The sequence below is a fragment of the Halomonas heilongjiangensis genome (genome assembly GCF_002879645.1).
Classification (GTDB): Bacteria; Pseudomonadota; Gammaproteobacteria; order Pseudomonadales; family Halomonadaceae; genus Halomonas; species Halomonas heilongjiangensis.
This window is the reverse complement of the sequence record NZ_PNRE01000104.1, coordinates 1-24098: the sequence shown is the minus strand read 5'-3', so window position 1 is coordinate 24098 and position 24098 is coordinate 1. Positions and strand designations below refer to the sequence as shown.

Genomic DNA, 24098 nt, shown 5'->3' with positions numbered 1-24098 from the left:
TAGCCACGCACGGGCCGGTTCTCCCCCATTTGTCGAGAGGTTGTTATGGAACGCTTTGATCCGGATCGAATCGCCGTTCGCAGTGCACATTTCATCGGTGGCCGCTATGTCGAGGGTGGCCCGAGTGGATTCGATGTGAAGCGCCCCTCCGACGGCGTCGCCTATGCGGGCTTGCCGGTGGCGGACGCCGACCTCGTCGACCAGGCGGTGCAGAATTCATGGAGTGCATTCAGGAACAGCGACTGGTCGCGCTGCGCACCGCGCGACCGCGCGCGCATCCTGCGACGCTGGGCCGACCTGATCGAAGCCGACGTCGAGACGCTGGCGCCGCTCGAAGCAGTGGGATCGACACGGCCGATCCGTGATGCGGCAGGCTGGGACGTGCCGTTTACCGCCGAGGGCATCCGCTTCTATGCGGAGTGGGCGGACAAGATCGGCGGCGAAGTGGCACCGACACGGAGCGACCACCTCGGCATGACGATCGCGGAACCCTACGGTGTCATCGGCTCCATCGTTCCCTGGAATTTTCCGCTGGTGACCTCTTCGTGGAAGGTCGGCCCCGCGCTGGCCGCAGGCAATGCCATGGTGCTCAAGCCATCCGAGATGACGCCGTTCAGCATACTGCGAATGGCGGAACTGGCCATCGAAGCCGGCATACCGGCAGGCATTTTCAACGTCGTGCAGGGCGACGGCCGCACGACTGGCGATGCGTTGTGCCGCCATCCGAGAATTGCCAAGGTGACCTTTACCGGATCGACCCGAACCGGCGCGGCCATCATGGCCGCATGCGCAGAAAGCGGCACCAAGGCGGTGACGCTCGAACTCGGTGGCAAGAGCCCGCAGGTGGTGTTCGCCGACGTGCACGACCTGGAGAGGACGGCGCGCACCGTGGCTCGCGCAATCACGACGAATGCTGGCCAAGTATGCGTTGCCGGCTCGCGACTGATCGTGCAGCGGTCCATCGCGGACAGGTTCATCGAGCGACTCACCGCCATCGTGGCGGAACTCAAGGCCGGGAACACCTGGGAGCCGAACACCACTCTGTGCCCCATCATCTCCAGCCGGGAGATGGAGCGCATCGATGGCATCGTACAACGCACCGCGGCACAAGGGGCGCGGATCGTCACCGGCGGGCAATGCCTCTCGACGGGTAGCGGTGGTGGGTTCTACCAGCCGACCATCCTGACCGATGTCGATCAGCGGATGGAAGCCGTGAAGAACGAGATCTTCGGCCCGGTGCTCACCGTGCAGACCTTCGACGACGAAGAGGAAGCGCAGGCCCTCGCAGACCACCCCGACTATGGCCTGGCCGCAGGCGTGCATACCGCTGATATCGGCCGTGCCCTGCGGCTGGCACGCGGCATCGAGGCGGGTACCGTGTGGATCAACCGCTACGGGCGCACTGCCGACTTCGTGATACCCACTGGCGGATACAAGCGCTCCGGCATCGGCAAGGACCTTGGACGCCAGGCATACGAGGCGAACCTCAGGATCAAGAGCGTGCTTGTCGACTTCTCGCAGGAGATGCAGCCATGAAATTCGTATCCTACTGGCACGACACCTCGGCTCCGTTCGACAAGGCCGCAGCCGGCCCCGTCTCGGGGGAGTTCGAAGTAGCGGTGATCGGGGCGGGCTTCACGGGCCTCAATGCCGCACGCCAGCTAGCAAAATCCGGCCACAAGGTCGCCCTGCTCGAGGCCGAACATGTAGGCTATGGCGCATCGGGACGCAACGGCGGGCATCTCAACAGCGGCCATTTCGCCAGCTTCAGCGCCATCAAGGCCCGTTTCGGCGACGCCCAGGCACGCCGCTTGTGGAAAGCCTATGACGACTCGATCGACATGATCGAGGCGATCATCGACGAAGAGAAGATCGACTGCGGCTTCCGCCGTGGCGGCAAGCTCAAGCTGGCCTCCAAGCCCTCGCACGTGAAGAAGCTGCAGGCAATGTGCGACGAGATCCGCCGCGAGGTCGATCCCACGGTGGAATGGCTTTCGCGCGAGGACGTGCGCAAGGAGCTGGGATCGGACGCCTTCCACGGTGCCGTGCTTTCGCCAAAATCCGCGATGATGCACATGGGACACTATGCCATCGGTATGGCCCAGGCAGCGCATCGTCATGGCGCGACCATTTGGGAGCACAATCCCGTCATTGCCCGCGAGCGGGTACCGAACGGCTGGCGACTGACCACGCCGACCGGCTCCCTGGTCGCCCGGCAGGTCATTCTGGCGACCGATGCCTATACGACGGAGACCTTCGGCTATTTTCGTCGACGGATGATGTCGGTTGCCTCCTTCATCATCGTGACGCGCCCGCTCACCCCGCAAGAGGTCGCGGCGACAATGCCGGGCAACCGGAACTATACGAACTCGCTCAACATCGCCAACTACTTCCGCCTCACCCCGGATAACCGGGTGCTGTTCGGCGGCCGGGCACGATTCTCGTCGGCGTCGAACCAGAAAACGGACGTCAGCTCCGGTCAGTTGCTGCGCAAACAAATGCTCGAGGTGTTTCCGCAGCTGGCCGACGCCGAGATCGACTACTGCTGGGGGGGCCTGGTCGGCTGCACCCAGGATCGCTACCCTCGCGCCGGCACCGCCGATGGGGTGATCTACGGCATGGGCTATTCGGGGCATGGCGCGCAGGTCTCGACCCTGATCGGCAGTGTCCTGGCCGACATCGCCATGGGCCGTAAGGATACCAATCCGCTCGATGGCATGGCCTGGCGCGCGGTTCCGATGCACACGGGCAAGCCCTGGTTCCTGCCCATCGTGGGCGCCTATTACCGCATGAAGGACATGCTGCCCTGATCAGCCCACTCCTCTTGAGTGAATCGGCCGATCATGCCCGAGCTCTACCCACTGGTGACTTCCACCAATAATTAACCCGAGGTTTTCCATGCCGCAATCTCATGACTCTCGCCAGGCTGCCAGCCGGCCGTCTCACCCATCCATCATTGACCTGCGCCAGTTCGCCAGGGAGGTCGCTTCCGCCCCGGCCAGCCAAGTCGACGGCCAAGCGGATGCCTTCCTGGCGAACCGTTATCCTCTGGAGCTGCCCCCCGGGCCGGTTGAAATCGGTGCCATCCGACTGGAAGCGGGTACGGGCAGCGTGACCGAGCTGCCGGCCGACGAGTTCATCATCCTTTGCGATGGCAGCCTGACGCTGAACCAGCAGGGCCAGACCCTCGCGCTGGCCGACAGTGCCAGTGCGGTGCTGAGTGCCGGCGCCGGCTTCCACTGGCACTGCCCGGCGCCCGCCACCCTGCTCTATGTACGCTACAAGGGGGAAAGTGCAGGAGAAGGGAATCTGATCGCGATCGACGAGTCGGCGGTGCTGGAACCCTCGGGTACGCCCGCGGTGGAACTGCTGGTCGGCCCGACGCCTTCTTGCCGCAACCATACCGACTACCGTTCCGTCGACGGTGAATTCATGTGTGGCACCTGGGATTCGACCCCCTACCATCGTCGCGCCATGGAATCCCGGCAGTACGAACTGATGCATCTGTTGGCTGGGGCCGTCACTGTTGTAGAGCAAAGCGGTACCACGCGCACCTTCACCAAGGGCGACATCTGCCTGGTCGAGAAAGGCGCCGAATGGAGCTGGGAAAGCCGCGAGGATGTGAAGAAGGTCTACGCGATTTACCGCCCGGCCTAGCCGTTGAGCCAGGGAGGCGCATGACAATATCTTTTTATCAGAGAACAATGATGAATAACTACCGCATAGCATTGCTTCCCGGCGATGGCATCGGCACCGAAGTCCTGGAAGCCGCCTGGCCCGTGCTCCAGACCGTGGCCAAGCAGCACGACTTCAGCCTCGAGGGCGTCTGGCTGCCCTGGTCGTGCGAGTATTACCGCTCTCATGGCAAGATGATGCCGGCCGATGGCGTCGAGCAACTCAAGGGGTTCGACGCCATCTATCTCGGTGCCGTCGGCTTGCCGGACCGGGTTCCGGACCACATTTCCCTACGGGAACTGCTGCTGGCGATCCGGCAGGGTCTCGATCTCTCGGTCAATGCCCGCCCCCACCGGCTGCTCGCGGGCGTACCGGGCCCCCTGCGTTCGAGTATCCCCTTCGATATCCTCTGCATCCGCGAAAACACCGAGGGCGAATACAGCGGTGCCGGCGGTCGCGTCCACCGCGGCGGCGACCTGGAAGTGGCGGTCGAAACCTCGATCTTTACCCGTGCCGGCGTCGAGCGCGTCCTGCGCTACAGTTTCGAACAGGCGCGCCAGCGCAGCGGCCGGCTGGCGTCGGTCACCAAGTCCAACGCTCAGCGTCACAGCATGGTGTTCTGGGATGAGATGACCGACCGGGTCGCCGCCGATTACCCGGACGTCGAAGTGACCCGCTATCATGTCGACGCCATCGCCGCGCGCATGATCACCGCGCCGGAGACCCTGGACGTCGTCGTCGCCTCCAACCTGTTCGGCGATATCCTCACCGATATCGGCGCCGCCATCCAGGGCGGGCTCGGCTTCGCCGCCTCGGCCAATATCAACCCGACCGGCGGCGTACCGGGGATGTTCGAACCGGTGCACGGATCGGCGCCCGATATCATGGGCAAGGGGCTCGCCAACCCGCTGGCGACTCTTTGGGCCGGTGCCCTGATGCTCGAGCACCTGGGCGAGAGCGCTGCGGCCGCAGACCTGATGGACGCGATCGAAGCGGTGACCGTCACCGGGGCCGGCACACCGGATATGGGCGGCACCCTGAGCACTGGCGAACTGGCCCGGCAGATCCAGGCGGTACTCGGCCGCTGAACGCGGAGCGGGCAACGGCATGCCAAACCGTCCACCAGACTATTGGACGAGTCCCGATGAAGGAAGATTGATAGATGAGCTTTCTCTACAAGTCCGAACCGGTCCGCGGCGCACGCTGGGCAGAACTGTTCGCCAGACGCGCCCCGGAGATCGATTTCCACATATGGCCGTCCGTTGGCGACCCGACCAAGGTGCGCTATCTCGCCGCCTGGCAGCCGCCAGAAAATATAGCGGAGACCTTTCCCAACCTGGAGCTGGTGTTTTCGGTGGGTGCAGGCGTCGATCAGTTCGATCTGTCCCGAATACCGGAACACATTCCGGTCGTACGGATGATCGAGAGCGGTCTGGTCGCGGGCATGGTCGAGTATGCCACGCTGGCCGTGCTGGCCGCCCATCGCGACTGGCTCACCTATGCGACCCAGCAACGCGAGGGACAGTGGAAGCCGCTACCGGTACGCACGGCGGGCACGCGCCGCGTCGGGGTGCTCGGCATGGGCGTCATGGGTAACGCGGTGCTCGTGAAACTGCGCGACTTCGGTTTCCAGTGTGCCGGCTGGAGCCGCTCGGAACGAAGCCTGCCAGGCGTCGAATGCTTCGCCGGCGAGCAGGGCCTGGCGGATTTCCTGGCGCGCACCGATATCCTGATCTGCCTGCTGCCGTTGACCGACGCGACACGTGGCATCCTGTCGCAACAGCTGTTCCGGCAGCTGCCGCAAGGGGCCGTGTTGATCAACCTGGGACGCGGCGACCACCTGGTCGAAGTCGATCTGCTGGATGCCCTGGACCGCCACCATCTCTCGGCGGCAATTCTCGACGTATGCAGTGTCGAGCCGCTGCCGCAGGGCCACCCTTTCTGGCATCACCCACGTATCATGCTGACGCCCCATATCGCCAGCATGACGCAGCCGGACACATCCGCCGAGGCCGTGCTCGACAACCTGCGACGGCACCGGGAAGGGTTGCCGCTGGTCGGGTTGGTTGATAGGGCGCGAGGCTACTAGTTAGTCGTCCATCCAGAGGGATGTGATGGAGAACGAATGGTAGGGTGGGTTTTCCCACCCTACGGCTTTTCAGGGGCCGCCAGCCCCTGCGTCCCCGCCCCTGCCGCCAGCGCCCCAGTATCTGCCGATACACGCCGTGTTCGCGGCACCTCAGGAAGTCGGACACTCATCCTGACACTGGGGGCCCCGACACAGTTCGACCACAACGAACGCCACAGAAAATGTCATGCCTGCTGCAGATCGAAAAGGAAACTGCTTGAGTCTTGCGGTAATAAAGCATCTCCTCAGCACGGACATCCATAAACTGGTATGTGTCAACCTGTCGGAGATCAATCAAATGACATACAAACCGAAATTCATCAGCTTCGATTGCTACGGGACGCTCATTAACTTCGAAATGGGGCCGACGGCTAAAAAGCTTTTCGAAGATCGTGTTCCGGCTGATCGGATGTCGGCTTTTCTGGAGAGCTTTCGCTTCTACCGCCTCGATGAAGTATTGGGTGACTGGAAGCCGTTCTTTGATGTCGTGGAAAATTCCATTCAGCGGGCGTGCCAGACGCACGGCATTGAATATCGTCCATCCGATGCGGTCGCCTTGTACGACGCCGTCCCGACCTGGCAGCCCCATCCGAACGTCGTCGAGACGCTGGAGGCCATCGCTCCGCATGTGCCGCTGGTGATCCTATCGAACTCGATGGTCGATCTGATTCCGCATAGCGTCACCCACCTCAAGGCACCCTTTCACGCCGTGTACACTGCCGAGGAAGCGCGCGCCTACAAACCACGGGCCCAGATGTTCGAATACATGTTCGATCAACTCGGCTGCGGACCGGACCAGATGATGCACGTCTCGTCGAGCTTCCGTTACGACCTCATGACGGCGTCCGATCTGGGATTCATGGCCAAAGCGTTCATCGATCGCGGTCACGAGCCCACGTTCGACGGCTATGGTGTCAATCGATTGACCGATGTTCGCCAACTTCCCGGTTTGCTTGGGCTCGAATGTCTGCCCCAGACCGCCACGATGAAACGGGGCGCGTGATGGCGGAGAATCTTCCGATTGCGGCAGCGGCGTTGAGCACGGCGGTACCCAACCTTGCCCCGGACGAGGTGGGGGCCTTGGTCAGTCGTCTCTACGGTATCAATGGCAGCGTCACATCCCTGGCGGGCGAGCGCGACCAGAATTGCTGCATAGAGACCGCGGACGGCAGGCGTTACGTGTTCAAGATCAGCAATCCATCCGAGCCGGTGTCGGTCGTCGATTTCCAGATCGCAGCACTCGAGCACATCGCCCGCGTATCGCCCGACCAGCCGGTGCCACGCGTCGTGCGGACGCTTGACGGACGGTTGCGAGACACGGTGACATTAGCCGACGGGGTCCAAACCACCGTGCGGATGCTGACCTATCTCGACGGCGTTCAGATCCGCGAGACTTCCCGGACCGCCGCGCAGCGTCGGGCCATGGGCACGGTGCTCGCCGAATTGAACCTCGCGCTGCGCGACTTCTCGCACCCTTCGGCGACGCACGATCTGCTCTGGAACGTCTCGGCAGCGCACCGGCTGACCGCCAAGCTCGAGGCCATCGTGGACGCTCCACGTCGTGCGCTCGCCGAGTCGTTCATGACGCGCTTCACCGATCATGTCCTGCCGCGTCTGGCCTCGGTGAGGGCGCAGGTCATCCACAACGATTACCATCTCTACAACGTGCTGGTCGCCCCCGACGATCATGAACGCATCGTGGGGATCATCGACTTCGGCGACATGCTGCATGCGCCGCTGGTCGGCGAGGTCGCTACGGCGGCGGCCTTTCACATGACTGGCAACGCCGATCCGTTCGAGGGGCCGGCGCAGTTCGTCGGGGCCTATCACGCGACGTTGCCGCTTACCGAAATCGAGCAGGAGATCGTTGCCGATCTCATGGCGACACGCCACCTCATCACCGTATTGATTTCGGAATGGCGCGCCAAGCGCTACCCCGAGAACCGCGACTACATCATGCGCCACAATCCCGCCGCCTGGGAGGCACTGTCCCAGATGGCCGCCCTTTCCCGCGATGAGGCGCGCGACCGCCTGCTGGCCGAAGTACGAAAAGGAGAAACCGATGAAAAGCACCACTGACCTCAACATGGTCAACGCCTATATCCCCGGGCGTGCCGAGGTGGGGCCCGTCACCGCGGCGATGATCGAGCGACGCGATGCCCTGCTCGGCCCGGCCTATCGGCTGATGTACGAACATCCGCTGCACATCGTGCGCGGCGAAGGGGTGTGGCTGATCGATCCGGAAGGTCGCCGCTACCTCGACATCTACAACAACGTCGCCTCGCTCGGGCACTGCCACCCGGCGGTGACCGAGGCGATCTGCAATCAGGTGAAGGTTCTCGCGACCAACACCCGCTACCTGCACGACACGATTCTCGAACTGGCCGAGCGCCTGCTCGCCACCGTGCCCGAGACCGACCTTGCCCATCTCATGCTGACCTGCACGGGCAGCGAGGCGAACGACCTCGCCTATCGCATCGCTCAGGTCCGCACCGGCGGCACCGGCGTGATCGTGACCGACACCGCCTATCACGGCTTCACCGACGCCGTATCGAAATTCTCGCCGTCGCTCGGCGTGACAGTCGATCTCGGCGCCCACGTTCGCCTGGTCCCGGCACCGCGTCTCTATCATGCCGAGGGTGCCGATCTGTCCGAACGCTTCACCCGCGACGTCGAGGCGGCGATCGCCGATCTGCGGCGTCACGGCATCAAGCCGGCGGCACTGATCGTCGATTCCCTGTTCACCAGCGACGGTATCCTCCCTGAGCCTGCGGGCTTCCTGAAGGGCGCGGCCGAGGCGATCAAGCGGGCCGGCGGCCTGTTCATCGCCGACGAGGTCCAGCCCGGCTTCGGCCGCACCGGCGAGCATATGTGGGGCTTCCAGCGTCACGGCGTCATCCCCGACATCGTCACCCTGGGCAAGCCGATGGGTAATGGGCAGCCGATCGCGGGATTGCTGGCCACCGCGGACGCGCTGGCGGAATTCGGCAAGAACTCCAGGTACTTCAACACCTTCGCCGGCAACACCGTATCCTGCGCGGCGGCGCTGGCAGTGCTGGATACGATCGAAAAGGAAGGCCTGGTGCAGCATGCCGCCCGGGTCGGGAAGCTCCTTCGCGACGGCATCAGCGAACTTGCCAGCCGCCACGAAGCCATTGGTGACGTGCGCGGCGTGGGCATGTTCGTCGGTGTGGAACTCGTCTCGGACCGCGCCACGCGCGCACCCGACCGCGAGCTCACCACCCGGGTCGTCAATCGCATGCGCGACAAGGGCGTGTTGTTGAGCGCCTGCGCGATGGGGCACAATGTGCTCAAGATTCGACCGCCGCTGGTGCTGTCAGCGGAACAAGCCGGCATGGTGATCGAAGTGCTCGACGAAGCGCTGACAGGCCGTTGATAAACGGCCTGCTGACTGCAGCGCAATCGGCAAAAGCACGGTAACCGGCGCCGGCCTCGAAGGTAATCGACCCATGCGATCCGCAGCCTCCCTCGACCGGTTCGACATGAAGATTCTCGTGCATCTTCAGCGCGAGGGACGCTGCTCGAACGTCGATCTGTCCGCGGCCGTTGGCCTCAGTGAGAGCCCGTGCCTCGCCCGTACGAAACGGCTTCAGGAGATCGGCGTCATCCGGGGCTACGGCGCGGACGTCGCGCTGGAGAAGCTGGGCAGCCACGTCATCGTGTTTTCCGAGGTGACCATCGGCAACCATCGGCCGCACGACTTCCGCAAGTTCGAAACAGGGGCCGGCAAGTACGACGAGATCGTCGAATGCTATAACGTCAGCGGCGGTTACGATTATCTTCTGAAAATCGTGGCACCCGATATCGCCCATTTTCAGGCGCTCATGGAGCGGCTGTTGGAAGACGATATCGGAATCGAAAAATTCTCCAGCCGGATCGTCTTGCGCCGGCCGCTTGAACGACGTGGATATCCGCTGACTATTATCGCAACCGGAAAGCCAAGCTGGGAATGACATTGCTGCGGCAACCAGACACCGTTCTGCGAGGCACTCGCCGGTTCGGCGTGAGCGCCGTTGCGCAAAGCGCGCAAGAAAAGGCGTAAGCAACGGGCGCTGGCGGCTCAACTGTTGCGACAGAACGGGGGTCGACAGCATCTTCCGAAAACGTGCCGATTACGAAACTTTTGGTTCTTGCGGACCGAATAGTCGCAACAAAACGTCGCAGCCGGCTGGCTATCATGAGTCATGGTGCATCGTGCCGCACGCCTCTCGGAAACAGGCAGGCCGACACTCGCGCTAAACCGCCCCGGCTCGAACCAGGCCTAACGCTCACTCCACATTCGGCGACATGACCATGCAAACAGATTCCCTCGTCACACTGGACCGCAATCACCTCGTCCATCCGGTCGTCAACTACCGCTCCCATGAGCAACGCGGCGTCACGGTACTCGAAACAGGCAGCGGCGCCTACCTACGCGACAGCAACGGCCACGAGCTCCTCGATGCCTTTTCCGGCCTCTGGTGCGTCAACACCGGCTATGGCCATGAGAGCATCGTGCGCGCGGCCGAGGAACAGATGCGCCGGCTGCCCTACGCTACCGGTTATTTCCATTTCGGCTCCGAACCGGCGATCAAGCTGGCCGCCAAGTTGGTAGAATTGTCGCCAGCATCGCTGCAGCGCGTCTATTTCACCATGGGTGGCTCCGATGCGGTGGATTCGGCGATCCGCTTCATCGTCAACTATTGGAACGCCCTGGGCAAAAGCGAGAAGAAGCATTTCATTACCCTCGAGCGGGGCTACCATGGGTCCTCATCCCAGGGAGCGGGGCTGACCGCCCTGCCGGTGTTCCACCGCAACTTCGATCTGCCGCTGCCCAATCAGCATCGTATCCCTTCGCCCTACCCTTACCGCAACCCGGTTGGATCGGATCCCGCTGCCATCATTGACGCCTCCGTTTCGGCACTCCGGGACAAGGTGCAGGAACTCGGCGCCGACCGGGTCGCGGCCTTCTTCTGCGAACCCGTGCAGGGCTCCGGCGGTGTGATCGTGCCGCCCAAGGGCTGGTTGAAGGCCATGCAGGAGTGCTGCCAGGAGCTTGGCATTCTGTTCGTGGTCGACGAGGTGATCACCGGCTTCGGTCGCACGGGGCCGATGTTCGCCTGCGAAGCCGAAGGTGTCACCCCGGACCTGATGACCCTGGCCAAGGGATTGACCGCCGGCTATGCCCCCATGGGGGCCGTCATGATGAGCGATGCCGTCTACCAGGGCATCGCCGAAGGCAGTGGCGCCGATGTTCCGGTCGGCCACGGCCACACCTATTCCGCTCATCCTGTCAGCGCCGCCGTCGCATTGGAGGTGTTGCGCCTGTATGGGGAAGGCGGCCTGCTGAATAATGGCATCGAGCAGGCGCCGCGATTCGAGGAGGGGTTGCGCTCGCTGCTGGACCACCCGCTGGTCGGCGACGCCCGCAGTCGCGGCCTTCTGGGCGCGCTCGAACTGGTTGCCGACAAGGAGGGCAAGACCCGTTTCGATCCCGCCCTGAAGTTGGCCGACCGCATCTTCGAAGCCGCCTACCACAACGGCATCATCCTGCGCGCCTTCGCCGACAACGTTCTTGGCTTTGCCCCGGCACTCTGCTATACAGGTACAGACTTCGCCCTGTTGTTCGAGCGCCTCGAACGTACGCTCAATGCGGTGCTCGATCAGCCCGAAGTGCGCCAGGCCCTGCGTTGATGGCCGCCTGCGACGCACCGGGATAATGGTGCGTCGCGCTTTTGCATGTTACGACCGGATTTATCGACCGAACCCACCGGAGTCTTGGATGAATGGCGCACCCAAGCTGGACCGCCTCGATATACGCATTCTGAGTCATCTGCAACGCAACGGCCGGATATCGAATGTGGCTTTAGCAGACGCCGTCGGTCTCTCCCCCAGCCCCTGTCTGACCCGTGTCAAGCGCCTGGAAAAGGCCGGATTCATCACCGACTATGGTGCCCACGTACAGCTCGAGAAGCTTGGCAGCATCCAGCGGGTCTTCACCCAGATCACCCTGTCCGACCACAGGCTCGAAGACTTCTCCCGATTCGAGTCCCACATTCGCAAGGTGGATGAGGTCCTCGAGTGTCATCTGGTAAGTGGCGGCTTCGATTATCAGTTGACCTTCCTCACGCGCAGCGTCGTCCATTACCAAAGTGTCATGGAGGACCTGCTCGAGCAGGACATCGGCATCGACAAGTATTTCAGCTATATCGTGATCAAGTCACCCGTCGTGAAACATTACTACCCGATCGAAAAACTGATCAGCGATCAGGATTGACCCATTGGTACGTCAGGCAGCCTCACGCCCTGCCACAGCATAAGCTTCCGAACACTCCCTAGAAAACACCCGATTCTGCGATTACGCCCCCCCATTACGAACGCCTCGGCCGGGCCGGGGTGCCTAATATAGTCTCAATGCGACAGCCTGCATGACCCGGCCCCCTTCCCGGGGCAGTGCCTTTTGGCCACCCCGGCTTTGACATCCAACAAATCAACGAGGCAGCAGACATGGCCCTTGAACTCGATCGTCCCGACCTGGCGCGCTCCGATAATTTCATCGACGGAATCTGGCAGCCTAGTGGCGCAGGCGCACACTACGACGTCTGCGATCCGGCAACCGGCGAAGCCATCGCTACCGTTGCCGACAGCACCGCCGCCGATGCGCAGGCCGCCACCGTTGCGGCGCACCGTGCCTTCGACAGCTGGCGCCAGCAGCCGGCCGCAGCGCGCGCAAAGCTCCTCAAACGCTGGCATGCCCTGATCCTGGAACATACCGAGGATCTCGCACGCCTGATCTCCCGCGAGCAGGGCAAGCCCCTGGCGGAGGCGCGGGGCGAAGTGGCGTACGGCGCCTCCTACGTGGACTGGTTCGCCGCGGAAGCGGTGCGCAGCTACGGTGACATCATCCCCGCGCCGGTGGGCAGCAAGAGAATGCTGGTGACCAAGGAGCCGGTCGGCGTGGTGGCGGCGATCACGCCCTGGAACTTCCCGCTGGCGATGATTGCCCGCAAGATCGCGCCGGCCCTTGCCGCTGGCTGCACCGTGGTCGCCAAGCCGGCCGAGGATACGCCCCTGACCGCGCTTGCGCTGGTCGCGCTGGCTGAGGAAGCCGGGCTGCCCGCCGGCGTGCTGAATATCGTCACCTCCTCGCGCGAGAAGGTAGCCGATGTCGTGGGCGCCTGGCTGGAAGATGCCCGGGTGCGCAAGATCACCTTCACCGGCTCGACGGCGGTCGGCAAACTGCTTGCCCGGGATTCGGCGCCCACGCTCAAGCGCCTGTCGCTCGAACTCGGTGGCAACGCCCCCTTCATCGTGTTCGAGGATGCCGATCTCGATGCGGCGGTCGAGGGCCTGATGGCCGCCAAGTTCCGCAATGGCGGCCAGACCTGCGTCAGCCCGAACCGTGTCTATGTCCAGGAGTCGGTCTATGAGGCCTTCGCCGACAAGCTGGTGGCCCGCGTCCAGTCGCTTCGCGTCGGCCCCGGCGACCGCGATGACAGCCAGATCGGCCCGATGATCAACGCCCGTGCCGTCGACAAGATCGAACGTCACGTGCAGGACGCCCTGGCCCGTGGCGCCATGCTGCTCACCGGTGGCCAGCGCCTGAACGGCGGCGTCACTACGGGACCCAACTACTACGCTCCCACCGTGCTCGGCGATGCCAGCCACGACATGGCGCTGGCCCAGGACGAGACCTTCGGCCCGGTGGTGCCCCTGTTCCGCTTCCGGGATGAGGAGGAAGTCGTGGACGCGGCCAACGATACGCCCTACGGTCTGGCCGCCTATTTCTTCTCCCGCGATGTGGCACGCATCTGGCGCCTCGCCGAGCGTCTGCAAACCGGTCTCGTCGGTATCAACGAAGGTGCGCTCGCCGCCGAATCGGCTCCCTTTGGCGGCATCAAGGAGTCGGGCTACGGTCGCGAAGGCTCACGCTACGGCCTCGACGATTACATGGCGACCAAATATCTGTGCCAGGGCAACCTCGCCTGAAATGCGCAGGCCGAAGCGGTATAAAAACTCGTAGTCAGGCCAGGAGAAGCCCATGCCGGCTCCATTGCTAACGATTCCATCCACGCCGGACCTGCCGCAACGCGCCGATGCCGTCATCATCGGCGGCGGCATCATCGGCGCGTGTGCCGCCTATTACCTGGCTCGCCAGGGCCTGAGCGTGGCGCTGATCGAAAAGGGCCGCATCGGCGCCGAGCAGTCCAGCCGCAACTGGGGCTGGTGCCGACAGCAGAACCGTGACGCGCGCGAGCTGCCATTGTCGACCAAGAGCCTCGAGCTATGGGAAGAGATCACCGCCGAGCTCGGTGAGGACCTCGGTTTTCGCCGCTGCGGGCTGTTCTACCTGTCTGATGACCAGGCCGAGTTGGATGGCTGGGCCAGATGGCGCGACTTCGCGATTACCCAGGGGGTCACGACCCACATGCTGAGTGCCGCCGAAGCCACCGAGCGCGGCGCGATGACCGGCAAGCCTTGGCTGGGGGGTGTGTTTTCGCCCACGGACGGCATCGCCGATCCATCGCGGGCGGCGCCGCTGATTGCCAAGGGCGTCATCAAGCATGGCGGAACGATTCATCAGTACTGCGCGGCACGCGGCATCGAAACCGAGGCCGGGCGGGTGTCGGGGGTGATCACCGAGAAGGGCGTGATCAAGACCACGCAGGTCGTGATGGCCGGTGGCGCCTGGGCATCCTCCTTCTGCCGCCAGCTCGGCATCCGCTTTCCGCAGGCCTCGGTGCGCTCCTCGATTCTCTCGGTCATGCCAGGCGCCAAGGGCCTGCCCGATGCGCTGCACACGGCAGAGGTAACCGTCACCCGGCGGGGAGATGGCGGCTATACGCTTGCCACCTCGGGGCGCGCCTGCCTGGACCCGACCCCGCAGCAGCTTCGTTTTTCATCGCATTTCCTGCCGATGTTCGCCAAGCGCTGGCAGCTGCTCTCCCTCGGCGACCTGCAGGGCTGGCTGTCCGGACACGAGACGCGCAGGAAATGGGCGCTCGATCGGCCCACCCCGATGGAGCGTATCCGTATTCTCGATCCGCGCCCATCGGAACGGATCCTGAGGGATACCCTGGCCCGTGCGCGCCGCCTGTTGCCCGCCCTGGGCAGCGTGCCCGTTCAGGCGGGCTGGGCAGGCTACATCGACAGCACGCCCGACGGCGTCCCGGTCATTGACGAGGCGGCAAACCTGCCCGGTTTCGTACTGGCAGCCGGCTTTTCCGGTCACGGATTCGGTATCGGCCCGGGCGCCGGGCGTCTGATCGCGGAAATGGTCACAGGCAAGACGCCGTTCGTCGAGCACGCACAGTACAAGCTGTCACGCTTGAACAAGGGCGCCTGGGGCAAGGTATCCGAGTTCTGACACCCTGCCCTCGCTAAAGGGAGGCGGTCGGCGTGATACATTTCGTCATGGGCGTTGCAGGCCCCAGGCAATCCAGAACGGGTCGTCACACCTAGCCAGGGGCGTAGCCTCAAGCAGTTGGAACTGGCCAATCGCTACCGGGCGCTGTGGGCCCGGCTGCACATCATCCGCACCTGGAGCGGCATCGAGGACTATCTGCCCGATGCCTTGCCGAAGACGCTGCTCGCCAGCACCTCCCGGGCATCGATGGCGGCCAGCTCCTCGGCACCCAGTGACCCGCCCTGCTCCACCAGTCGCATCGCCTGGCGCAGCCGAAAGCGATCCAGGGCGTTGCGCACCGAGCGGGCGTTGGAGAAGTGCGGCTGCTGCATCCGCCGCTCGAGATAGTCCGCGAACGCCTGCCGGCCGGCCTCGGTAAAGTGGTAGCCCTGCTCCTCCAGCAGCAGGTCGCCGACCGTCAACAGCTCCTCCGCGCTGTAGTCCGGAAACTCGATGTGATGGGCGATGCGGGAATGCAGCCCGGGGTTGGACTGGAAGAAGCGGTCCATGCGGTCCTGGTAGCCGGCGACGATGACCACCAAGTCGTCGCGATCGTTCTCCATGGCCTGGAGCAGGATCTCGATGGACTCCTGGCCATAGTCGCGCTCGTTCTCCGGGCGATACAGGTAATAGGCCTCGTCGATGAACAGCACGCCGCCCATGGCGCGCTTGATCACCTCCTTGGTCTTGGGCGCGGTATGGCCGATGTATTGGCCGACCAGGTCGTCGCGGGTCACCGCGATCACGTGGCTCGAGCGCACGTAACCCAGTTCGTGCAGGATCTCCGCCAGGCGCAGCGCCATGGTGGTCTTGCCCGTGCCCGGATTGCCGGTGAAGGACATGTGCAGGGTCGGCGGTTCGGTGGTCAGGCCGAGCTCGCGACGGGCCCGATCCACCATCAGCAGGGCGGCGATCTGGCCGATCCGGGCCTTGACCGGGGCGAGCCCGACCAGCTCCCGGTTCACCCGCTCAAGGACCCGCTGCACACCCTCGCCCTCGAGCGTGATGCGACGTTCGACATGGGACTGTGCCGTGTTCATGGGCTTCCCCCGACGTTCGGCGGCCCCGGGCAGGCGTCGTCCCTGGCGGGGCCTGTTCGATCAATAGCGCTGGCCCTCGGGCCGCTCGACGGCGTAGGACCTGACGGTGTAGCGCAGCGACCGGCCCGGCCCCTCCTGGCGCTCGACCCGGAAGCCCGGCTCGTGGTCGGGCCGATTGACGATGAAGGACATCCGCGGCGTCTCCCAGCCCTCGCTGGAATCGAACGCCATCACCCGGATGTAGTGGCTGGGGAAGGCAAGGCGACACGCCGTGATCTCCTCCATCACGCCGGCCGGGTCGCGCAGGTCGAACATGGGATGCCCATGCATCTCCCAGTAGGTGTTGCGGGGATGGGGGTCGTCCGTGTACTCCACGCTGACCGCCCACTCGTGGTCCAGGGCCCACTTGACCTGGCGCTTGATCTGCTCGTCGGTCAAGGCGGGCAGGAAGGAAAACTGGCCTTGGGTAATGTGCATGATCGATCCTCCACCGTTTTCAGTAACGGGACATCGCATCGTCGGGTCCGGGCCGTAGCCTTTCCTCAGGCCGAGACCGTCTCCTGCACGACGAAGTCCGGGGTGTCCGTGGACGCGTAGTCGAAGGTGATGTCCTTCCAGACCTCCAGGGCCTGGCGCAACGGCGTGCACCACCGGGCGGCCTGGTCGAGGATCGCCGGGCCTTCGTGCCAGATGTCGCGTCCCTCGTTGCGCGCCAGCACCATGGCCTCCAGGGCGACGCGGTTGGCCTGGGCGCCGGCGGCGATGCCCCGGGGGTGGCCGATGGTGCCGCCGCCGAACTGCAGCACGGTGTCGTCGCCCAGGTAGGTCAGCAGCTGGTGCATCTGGCCGGCGTGGATGCCGCCGGAGGCCACCGGCATGACCTTGTTCAGGGAGGCCCAGTCCTGATCGAAGAACAGGCCGGTCTCCAGGTTCCTCGGCGTCCGGATCTCCCGGCAGGTGTCGTAGATGCCCTTGATCATGTGGGGGTCGCCTTCGAGCTTGCCCACCACGGTGCCGGCATGGATATGGTCGACCCCCGCCATGCGCATCCACTTGGCGATCACGCGGAAGGCCACGCCATGGCTCTTCTGCCGGGTATAGGTGCCGTGGCCCGCCCGGTGCAGGTGCAGGATCATGTCGTTGCGGCGGCACCAGTTGGCCATGGACTGGATGGCCGTGTAGCCGACGACCAGGTCGATCATGACGATCACCGACCCCAGTTCCTTGGCGAATTCGGCGCGCTCGTACATCTGCTCCATGGTGCCGGCGGTGACGTTCAGGTAGTGCCCCTTCACCTCGCCGGTGGCCGCCGAGGCACGGTTCACCGCCTCCATGCAGTAGAGGAAGCGGTCGCGCCAGTGCATGAAGCTCTGGGAGTTGATGTTCTCGTCGTCCTTGACGAAGTCCAGGCCGCCGCGCAGCGCCTCGTAGACCACGCGGCCGTAGTTGCGGCCGGACAGGCCGAGCTTGGGCTTGGTGGTGGCGCCGAGCAGCGGGCGGCCGAACTTGTCCAGCCGCTCCCGCTCCACCACGATGCCGGTGGGCGGGCCGGAGAAGGTCTTCAGATAGGCGACGGGAAAGCGCATGTCCTCGAGACGCAGCGCCTTGACCGCCTTGAAGCCGAAGACATTGCCGATGATCGAGGCCGTGAGATTGGCGATGGAACCCGGCTCGAACAGCTCCAGATCATAGGCGATGAAGGCGAAGAACTGCTCCGGGTTGCCGGGCACCGGATCGACCTGGAAGGCCTTGGCGCGATAGAGCTCGCAGTTGGTCAGGCGGTCCGTCCACACCACCGTCCAGGTGGCGGTGGACGACTCGCCGGCCACGGCGGCGGCGGCCTCCTCCGGGTCGACTCCCGCCTGGGGCGTGATCCGGAAGACGGCCACCACATCGGTGTCCTTGACGTCGTAGTCGGGCTCCCAGTACCCCATCTGCTTGTAGGGAATGACGCCGGGCGTATATCTCGCTTTCGGGTTCAGTTGCCGTGCCATGTGCTTTCCCCCCTCATCTCCGTCGCGCCTGTCGGCGCCGTGCAAGGCCGCTGTCGGCCCCCTGCAGATCAGTGTAAGAAGGGTCATGAATAATGAAAATTAAATGATATTTATAATGTCCATATATTTATGATTATACTTTCAGCATCGTGCCGACCACCCGCCACGATGACGTCCCTGGGCCACCACGGAGCCGCATCATGCACGTCACGTTCCGACAACTCGCCATCTTCAACGCCGTGGCGGAAAAGCTCAGCTTCACCGAGGCCGCCAATGCCCTGCACCTGACCCAGCCGGCCGTCTCGGTGCAGATCAAGCGCCTGGAGGATTCGGTGGGTCTGCCGCTGTTCGAACAGCTGGGCAAGAAAATCTTTCTCACCGGTGCCGGCAAGGAACTGCTGCACTACAGCCGCAATATCTTCCACGAGCTGGACGAGGCCGGGGAGATGTTCGCCCAGATGCAGGATATCTCCCGGGGCACCCTCAATGTGTCGGTGGCCACCACCGCCAGCAGCTTCGCCACCCGCATGATCTCGGCGTTCCTGAAGCAGTACCCGGCGACCACCGTCAGGCTGGACGTCACCAATCGCGGCACGCTGATCCGGCAGCTGGAAAACAACGAGAAGGATATCGTCATCATGGGCAAGCCCCCCGAAGCCATGGACCTGGTCGGGGAGGCATTCATGGACAACCCGCTGGTGGTCATCGCCCCACCGGACCATCCCCTGGCCGGACAGGCGGACATCGGCATCCAGACCCTGCAGCGCGAGCCCTTCGTGGTCAGGGAACCGGCGTCCGGCACCCGGGCCGCCCTGGAAAAGCTGTTCTCGCGGTGTCAGATCTCGCCGGCCATCCAGGTGGAGATCGCCGACAACGAGGCGATCAAGGAGGCCGTGGCGGCCGGACTCGGCCTGAGCGTGGTCTCCCGCCATACGCTGGAGCTGGACCTGCAGGCCGGGCGCCTGGTGATCCTGGACGTGGAGCATTTCCCCATCGCCCGGCACTGGTACCTGGCGTACCGGCGCGGCAAGCGACTCTCCCCCATCGCCCTGGCGTTCAAGGCGCTGGTGTTCGAGCAGGCCCCGAAGATGGCCGAGGCCCTGTCACCCTGACCGGACGAGCGAACGCCACCGGGGGCCGTGGCGGGCAGGCATCCCACCCGGCGCCGGGCCAGACCGCAACACTGGACGGGAGATCACGGCAGGGGCATCAATCGCTCAACACCTCCTCCTGCAGCTCGACGCGACGGAATTCCCGCGCCCGCAGCACCAGCTTCTCGATCAGCGGCTGCAGGATGATCTCCAGGGCCAGCCCCATCTTGCTGCCGGGTATCACGATGCTGTTGCGGCGCGACATGAAGGAGCCCGGGATCATCGCCAGCAGATACGGGAAATCCACATGGAACTTCTTCGGGTTGCGGAAGCGCACGACCACGAGACTCTCGTCCAGGGTCGGAATCTCCCGGGCGATGAACGGATTGGACGTGTCCACGGTCGGCACCCGCTGGAAGTTGATATCCGTGTAGGTGAACTGGGGGGCGATGTAATTGATGTAGTCCGGCAAGCGACGCAGGATCGTTTCCGTCACGTTCTCCCGCTCCTGGCCCCGCTCCGAGGTATCGCGGTGGATCTTCTGGATCCACTCGAGGTTGATGATCGGTGTCACCCCCACCAGCAGGTCGACGTGCTGGCCCACGTTCACGGTATCGGTCTTCACGGCACCGTGCAGCCCCTCGTAGAAGAGCAGGTCCGTGCCCGGCTCGAAGGCCTCCCACTCGGTGAAGGTGCCCGGCGGGCTGCCATAGAGCAGCGACTCTTCCTGGTTATGGATGTAATGGCGGTAGCGCCCGGTGCCCCGCTCTCCGTATTCGCGAAACAGGTGCTCCAGCTCCTCGAAGAGGTTGGCCTCGGTACCGAAGTGACTCAGGTTCCTGCCCTGGGCCTGACTCTCGGCCACCAGTTGCTTCATCTCGGCACGGTTGTAGCGATGAAAGCTGTCGCCCTCGACGAACGCCGCCCTGAACTGGTCGCGCCGCAGGATACGCTGGAGTATCGACTTCACCGTCGTCGTACCCGCCCCGGACGACCCGGTGACGGCCACGATGGGATACATGGCAGACATAGTCCGACCTCCCTTCCAAAGCTTGGCCTGCCAACACGCATGGCCAAGCGAGCTGGTGTCAAATGGCCGCGTTATGCCGCCTCGGTTTCCAGGGCTTCGCGGTACTCGCCGCTGGCGGCCAGGGCATTCATGCGCGCCCGAAACGCGAACGCCTGCTGCGCCTCGGCGACGCACCGCCGGTCGGCGCCCCAGATCGCCAGCGCCGGCTGTTGCAGGGCACGCGCAAAGGAGAAGGTCATCGGCCAGGGGGTACGGCCGACGGCCAGCCGCTGCATCGCATCGAGGTGCCGCGTGGATTCCACGTTGCCCTGGCCGCCGGAGAGGAACACCACGCCCCCCAGGTCGGCGGGCACGCAGCGCAGCAGGGTCGCCACGGTGCGTTCGGCGACCTCCTGCACGCCGGCCCGCCGCGTCGCCCCTGACCCGGAGATGACCATGGAGGTCTTGAGGATGGCGCCCTCCGGCAACACCCGATGGACCTGCAACTCCCGGAACACGATGCGCAGATTGTGCTCGGTCACCGTCTCGCAGCGGTCGATGTCGTGATCCCCATCGATCAGCACCTCCGGCTCGAAGATCGGCACGATGCCGGCTTCCTGGCAGAGCGCCGCATAACGCGCCATGGCATGGGCGTTCGCTTCACAGCAGAGCTGGCTCGGCAGCCCGGCGCCGATACGGATCACCGCCCGCCACTTGGCGAAACGGGCGCCCAGGGCGTGGTACTCGGCGAGCCGTTCGCGCAGGCCGTCGAGCCCTTCGGTGACCTTCTCGCCGGGCGCATTGGCGAGCTCCTTCGCCCCGGTATCGACCTTGATGCCGGGCACCTGGCCACGGGCCTGCAGCAGGGTCGGGAAGGGAATCCTGTCAGCGGTGGCCTGGCGGAGCGTCTCGTCATAGAGGATGGCGCCACTGATATGGTGCTCGGCGCCCGGCGCCGTCATCAGCAGTTCCCGGTACTGCCGCCGCGTCTCCGGGGTGGATGGCACCCCCACCGCCGCGAAGCGGGCGGCACAGGTCGCGTTGCTCTCGTCCAGTGCCAGGATGCCTTTCCCGGGCGCCATCAGGGCCTGGACCGTTTCCGTGAGTGCCTTGGCGTGCTGGTGTGTCATGGCCGTCTTCCTCCTCGGCTGTCGCTCAGAGATCCGTTGCCGGAACGACCCGCGGGGTCGCCACGGACCGCTCCAGCTCAGGCCAGGCTTTGGTAGACGTCGACGACGTGATCGACGGTAAAGCCGTGATTGTGGATCCTGCTGAGCCGGCCTCGGCCCTGGATGACCAGGGTCTCGGTCCAGGCCCGTCCATCCATGCACCGCACACCGGCCAGCATCTCGTCGCCGGTGATGCCGGTACAGGCGAAGACCAGGTCGTCGCTCGACACTAGGTCGTTGACGCTCAGGATCTGCCCCGCCTGCATCCCGTCAGCTCTGAGCCGGGCGGCTTCCGTCTCGCTCTGGGGGGCGAGCGCGCCCCACATGCCGGCGCCTAGGGCGCGTGCGGCGCAGGCGGAAATCACCCCTTCCGGCGTGCCGCCGACCCCCATCAGGGCGTCGACCCCTTCGCCGATCATCGCCCTCAGCCCACCGAGCACGTCACCGTCCCGTGCCATGCGCACGCTGGCGCCGGTGGCCTTGATCTCGTGCACCAGTCGCTCGTGACGCGGGCGCTCCAGCACGAAGATGCGCAATTCGGAAAGGGGTTTGCCCAGGGCATGGGCCAGCTCCCGGAGTCGCACGGCGACGGGCGCGGCCGGGTCCACCGCATCGCGGGCCGCGGGAGGGACGATGAACTTGTCCATGTAGAAGGCCGGGCCCGGGCAGAACAGGGTCCCGGCGGGCGCCGCCGCCAGCACGGCCACCGCACCCGCCATGCCCTTGGCCAGGTAGTTGGTGCCGTCCACGGGATCGACGGCGATATCCACCACCACCCCGCCCCGGCCCAACGCCTCGCCGTTGTAGAGCATGGGGGCATCGTCCTTCTCCCCCTCGCCGATCACCACGGTGGCGCTGCACGGCAGGGAGGCGAAGGCGTGGCGCATGGCCGCGACGGCGGCACCGTCGCCCCGCTCCTTCTCCCCCCGGCCAATCCATGCGTAGGCCGCCACGGCCGCCGCCTCGGTGACCTCGGCGAACCCCTGGCCCAGCCGGGCCAGTGAACCCTCGCTCGGTATCGCGGCAATACTCGTCTTGGCCGATGGCATGTCACCATTCCCCCATTGATTGCACGTTGGGTAAGGGTGGTTGCACATCGTCCATTTCGTAAAATAAATTATGTTTCTTATCATCATTAACTTTCAGTTATGCCGAAGCCCGACTCGACGGAGGTCGGCAGGAATGAGCAGACCGCAGTGTGGTGGGACGCGCCCCTCCCCGGCCGGCTTGTTCCTACCGGGAAGGTTCCCTCCATCCGGGACGGCAGTTACCCTGAGCAAGGCTGGGGAGCGAAACGGTTTTGGCCTAGGGCCTGATAAGGAAAATCAACAAGGAGAACCCGACATGCGTACTCGACTCACGCTGTTGTTGCTGGTACCGGGGTTGATGGCCGGCTCGGTAACCGCCCTGGCGCAGACGCAGCCGTCACAGGCCGAATCCGCGACTCCGATCGCTATCGCCCAGGGGCCACGCGTCGAAGGCGAGCTCTTCGAGTATTCGACCGGTGGAAAAACCTACCAGGGCTACCTGGCGCATAATGTCAATGATGGCACCGCACGCCCGGCGGTATTGGTGGTGCACGAGTGGTGGGGGCTCAACGACTATGCCCGGGCACGTGCCGATCAGCTGGCGGCACTCGGCTTCGTGGCACTGGCGGTGGACATGTACGGCGACGGCCAGGTAACGACACATCCCGACCAGGCCGGCGCCTTCGCCGGGGACGTGATGCAGGACTGGCCGGCCACACGCGCCAGGCTCGAAGCGGCAATGACACGGCTTCGCGAGCACCCGGCGGTGGCGGACTCCGGCATGGCGGCGATCGGTTATTGCTTCGGTGGCAGCGTGGTGATGAACATGGCGCTATCCGGCATGCCGATCGAGGCCGCGATCAGCTTCCATGGCGATCCGTCCGCGATGGTCAGCACACCGCAGGCCTTCGCTGGCCTGGTGCAGATCCACAATGGCGCCGAGGACCCGTTGGTCGAACGCGCCGATCTGGACGCGATGGCGACAGCCCTCGAGGCCCAGGGGGCCAGCGTCGAAGTGGTGAATTACCCCAACGCACTGCACGGCTTTACCAATCCGCATGCCGATGCGGTAGCCGAAGAGTACGGTCTGCCACTGGGTTATGACGCCGCCGCCGATGCGGCTTCCTGGCAAGCTGCACTGCTGGCGCTGGACCGATCCCTCAACGGCGATTGATCCGATTGACGGGATGACCGGCGAAGGCAACCAACGCTTGAGGGGTAGGGATAATCCGGCTTCGCCGCGTCGCTACCCCTCGGCGCCTGATGGACAAGGACGGCAGAGAATGGATATGGCTCCCCGAGCAGGACTCGAACCTGCGACCCAATGATTAACAGTCATTTGCTCTACCAACTGAGCTATCGGGGAATGGCCGGGATACGGCGGAAGGGATGCGGCGGTTGGCTCCTCGAGCAGGACTCGAACCTGCGACCCAGTGATTAACAGTCACTTGCTCTACCAACTGAGCTATCGAGGAATGACCGATTACCGCGCTGTGCTCGCTGCCGTGGAGGCGAAACTGGCTCCCCGAGCAGGACTCGAACCTGCGACCCAATGATT

21 protein-coding genes and 2 tRNA genes are annotated in these 24098 nt (G+C 64.5%); 15 read left to right on the top strand and 8 right to left on the bottom strand.

Annotated elements, in window-relative coordinates:
* The first annotated feature begins 45 nt into the window (after positions 1–45).
* The 13 genes from C1H66_RS21840 to C1H66_RS21780 all read left to right on the top strand — a co-directional run bounded on the left by C1H66_RS21840 (position 46) and on the right by C1H66_RS21780 (position 15170).
* Positions 46–1536, top strand: a complete 1491-nt coding sequence (locus C1H66_RS21840) for an aldehyde dehydrogenase family protein (RefSeq protein WP_102629974.1) — start codon at positions 46–48, stop codon at positions 1534–1536.
* Positions 1533–2810: an NAD(P)/FAD-dependent oxidoreductase gene (locus tag C1H66_RS21835; RefSeq protein WP_102629973.1), complete on the top strand. Its 1278-nt coding sequence runs from the start codon at positions 1533–1535 to the stop codon at positions 2808–2810. The genes C1H66_RS21840 and C1H66_RS21835 overlap by 4 nt, the downstream gene beginning before the upstream one ends.
* An 88-nt stretch (positions 2811–2898) precedes the next feature.
* Positions 2899–3657 carry a cupin domain-containing protein gene (locus C1H66_RS21830; RefSeq protein WP_102629972.1) on the top strand — a complete coding sequence of 253 codons (759 nt, stop codon included), beginning with the start codon at positions 2899–2901 and terminating at the stop codon, positions 3655–3657.
* 50 nt (positions 3658–3707) lie between these two features.
* Positions 3708–4763: a tartrate dehydrogenase gene (locus C1H66_RS21825; RefSeq protein ID WP_102630015.1), complete on the top strand. Its 1056-nt coding sequence runs from the start codon at positions 3708–3710 to the stop codon at positions 4761–4763.
* A 74-nt stretch (positions 4764–4837) separates the two neighbouring features.
* Positions 4838–5764 (top strand): 2-hydroxyacid dehydrogenase, encoded by a 927-nt coding sequence (locus tag C1H66_RS21820; RefSeq protein WP_102629971.1) that lies wholly within the window; start codon positions 4838–4840, stop codon positions 5762–5764.
* Between the two features lie 337 nt (positions 5765–6101).
* The gene (locus tag C1H66_RS21815) at positions 6102–6806 is read left to right on the top strand and encodes a haloacid dehalogenase type II (RefSeq protein ID WP_102630014.1); all 705 of its coding nucleotides are present in this window, start codon (positions 6102–6104) and stop codon (positions 6804–6806) included.
* Entirely contained in the window at positions 6806–7882 is a 1077-nt protein-coding gene (locus tag C1H66_RS21810) for a phosphotransferase (protein ID WP_102629970.1), read from the top strand. The genes C1H66_RS21815 and C1H66_RS21810 overlap by 1 nt, the downstream gene beginning before the upstream one ends.
* Positions 7866–9200, top strand: coding sequence for an aspartate aminotransferase family protein (locus C1H66_RS21805; protein WP_102629969.1), 1335 nt, complete (start codon positions 7866–7868; stop codon positions 9198–9200). The genes C1H66_RS21810 and C1H66_RS21805 overlap by 17 nt, the downstream gene beginning before the upstream one ends.
* A gap of 73 nt (positions 9201–9273) precedes the next feature.
* Entirely contained in the window at positions 9274–9777 is a 504-nt protein-coding gene (locus C1H66_RS21800; RefSeq protein WP_102629968.1) for an Lrp/AsnC family transcriptional regulator, read from the top strand.
* A 340-nt stretch (positions 9778–10117) separates the two neighbouring features.
* Positions 10118–11497 (top strand): aspartate aminotransferase family protein, encoded by a 1380-nt coding sequence (locus tag C1H66_RS21795; protein WP_102630013.1) that lies wholly within the window; start codon positions 10118–10120, stop codon positions 11495–11497.
* Positions 11498–11585: 88 nt separating this feature from the next.
* Complete coding sequence (locus tag C1H66_RS21790) at positions 11586–12080, top strand: Lrp/AsnC family transcriptional regulator (protein ID WP_102629967.1); 495 nt, start codon at positions 11586–11588, stop codon at positions 12078–12080.
* A 230-nt stretch (positions 12081–12310) separates the two neighbouring features.
* Complete coding sequence (locus C1H66_RS21785) at positions 12311–13792, top strand: NAD-dependent succinate-semialdehyde dehydrogenase (protein WP_102629966.1); 1482 nt, start codon at positions 12311–12313, stop codon at positions 13790–13792.
* 52 nt (positions 13793–13844) lie between these two features.
* On the top strand, positions 13845–15170 hold the full coding sequence (locus C1H66_RS21780) for an NAD(P)/FAD-dependent oxidoreductase (RefSeq protein ID WP_102629965.1): 1326 nt from the start codon (positions 13845–13847) through the stop codon (positions 15168–15170).
* Between the two features lie 191 nt (positions 15171–15361).
* On the opposite strand, the gene cbbX is transcribed toward C1H66_RS21780, so the two are convergent.
* The 3 genes from cbbX to C1H66_RS21765 form a co-directional block, all read right to left on the bottom strand.
* Entirely contained in the window at positions 15362–16249 is an 888-nt protein-coding gene (gene cbbX / locus C1H66_RS21775; protein ID WP_102629964.1) for a CbbX protein, read from the bottom strand.
* Positions 16250–16309: 60 nt separating this feature from the next.
* Complete coding sequence (locus tag C1H66_RS21770) at positions 16310–16726, bottom strand: ribulose bisphosphate carboxylase small subunit (protein WP_102629963.1); 417 nt, start codon at positions 16724–16726, stop codon at positions 16310–16312.
* 65 nt (positions 16727–16791) lie between these two features.
* Positions 16792–18243: a form I ribulose bisphosphate carboxylase large subunit gene (locus C1H66_RS21765; protein ID WP_102629962.1), complete on the bottom strand. Its 1452-nt coding sequence runs from the start codon at positions 18241–18243 to the stop codon at positions 16792–16794.
* Positions 18244–18443: 200 nt separating this feature from the next.
* Between C1H66_RS21765 and C1H66_RS21760 the strand changes: the two genes are divergently transcribed.
* Positions 18444–19355, top strand: a complete 912-nt coding sequence (locus C1H66_RS21760; protein WP_102629961.1) for a LysR family transcriptional regulator — start codon at positions 18444–18446, stop codon at positions 19353–19355.
* Between the two features lie 97 nt (positions 19356–19452).
* On the opposite strand, the gene C1H66_RS21755 is transcribed toward C1H66_RS21760, so the two are convergent.
* The 3 genes from C1H66_RS21755 to glpX form a co-directional block, all read right to left on the bottom strand.
* The gene (locus C1H66_RS21755; protein ID WP_102629960.1) at positions 19453–20364 is read right to left on the bottom strand and encodes a phosphoribulokinase; all 912 of its coding nucleotides are present in this window, start codon (positions 20362–20364) and stop codon (positions 19453–19455) included.
* A gap of 71 nt (positions 20365–20435) precedes the next feature.
* A complete protein-coding gene (locus tag C1H66_RS21750) occupies positions 20436–21473 on the bottom strand; it encodes a class I fructose-bisphosphate aldolase (RefSeq protein WP_102629959.1) in 1038 nt (345 codons plus the stop codon).
* A 77-nt stretch (positions 21474–21550) separates the two neighbouring features.
* Positions 21551–22561, bottom strand: coding sequence for a class II fructose-bisphosphatase (gene glpX / locus C1H66_RS21745; RefSeq protein WP_102629958.1), 1011 nt, complete (start codon positions 22559–22561; stop codon positions 21551–21553).
* A gap of 295 nt (positions 22562–22856) precedes the next feature.
* On the opposite strand from glpX, the gene C1H66_RS21740 reads away from it, so the two are divergent.
* On the top strand, positions 22857–23714 hold the full coding sequence (locus C1H66_RS21740) for a dienelactone hydrolase family protein (RefSeq protein ID WP_102629957.1): 858 nt from the start codon (positions 22857–22859) through the stop codon (positions 23712–23714).
* Positions 23715–23830: 116 nt separating this feature from the next.
* On the opposite strand, the gene C1H66_RS21735 is transcribed toward C1H66_RS21740, so the two are convergent.
* Together C1H66_RS21735 and C1H66_RS21730 are read right to left on the bottom strand one after the other, a co-directional pair.
* A tRNA-Asn gene (locus C1H66_RS21735) sits at positions 23831–23906 on the bottom strand.
* Positions 23907–23939: 33 nt separating this feature from the next.
* Positions 23940–24015: transfer RNA gene (locus C1H66_RS21730), tRNA-Asn, on the bottom strand.
* Positions 24016–24098: the final 83 nt, after the last annotated feature.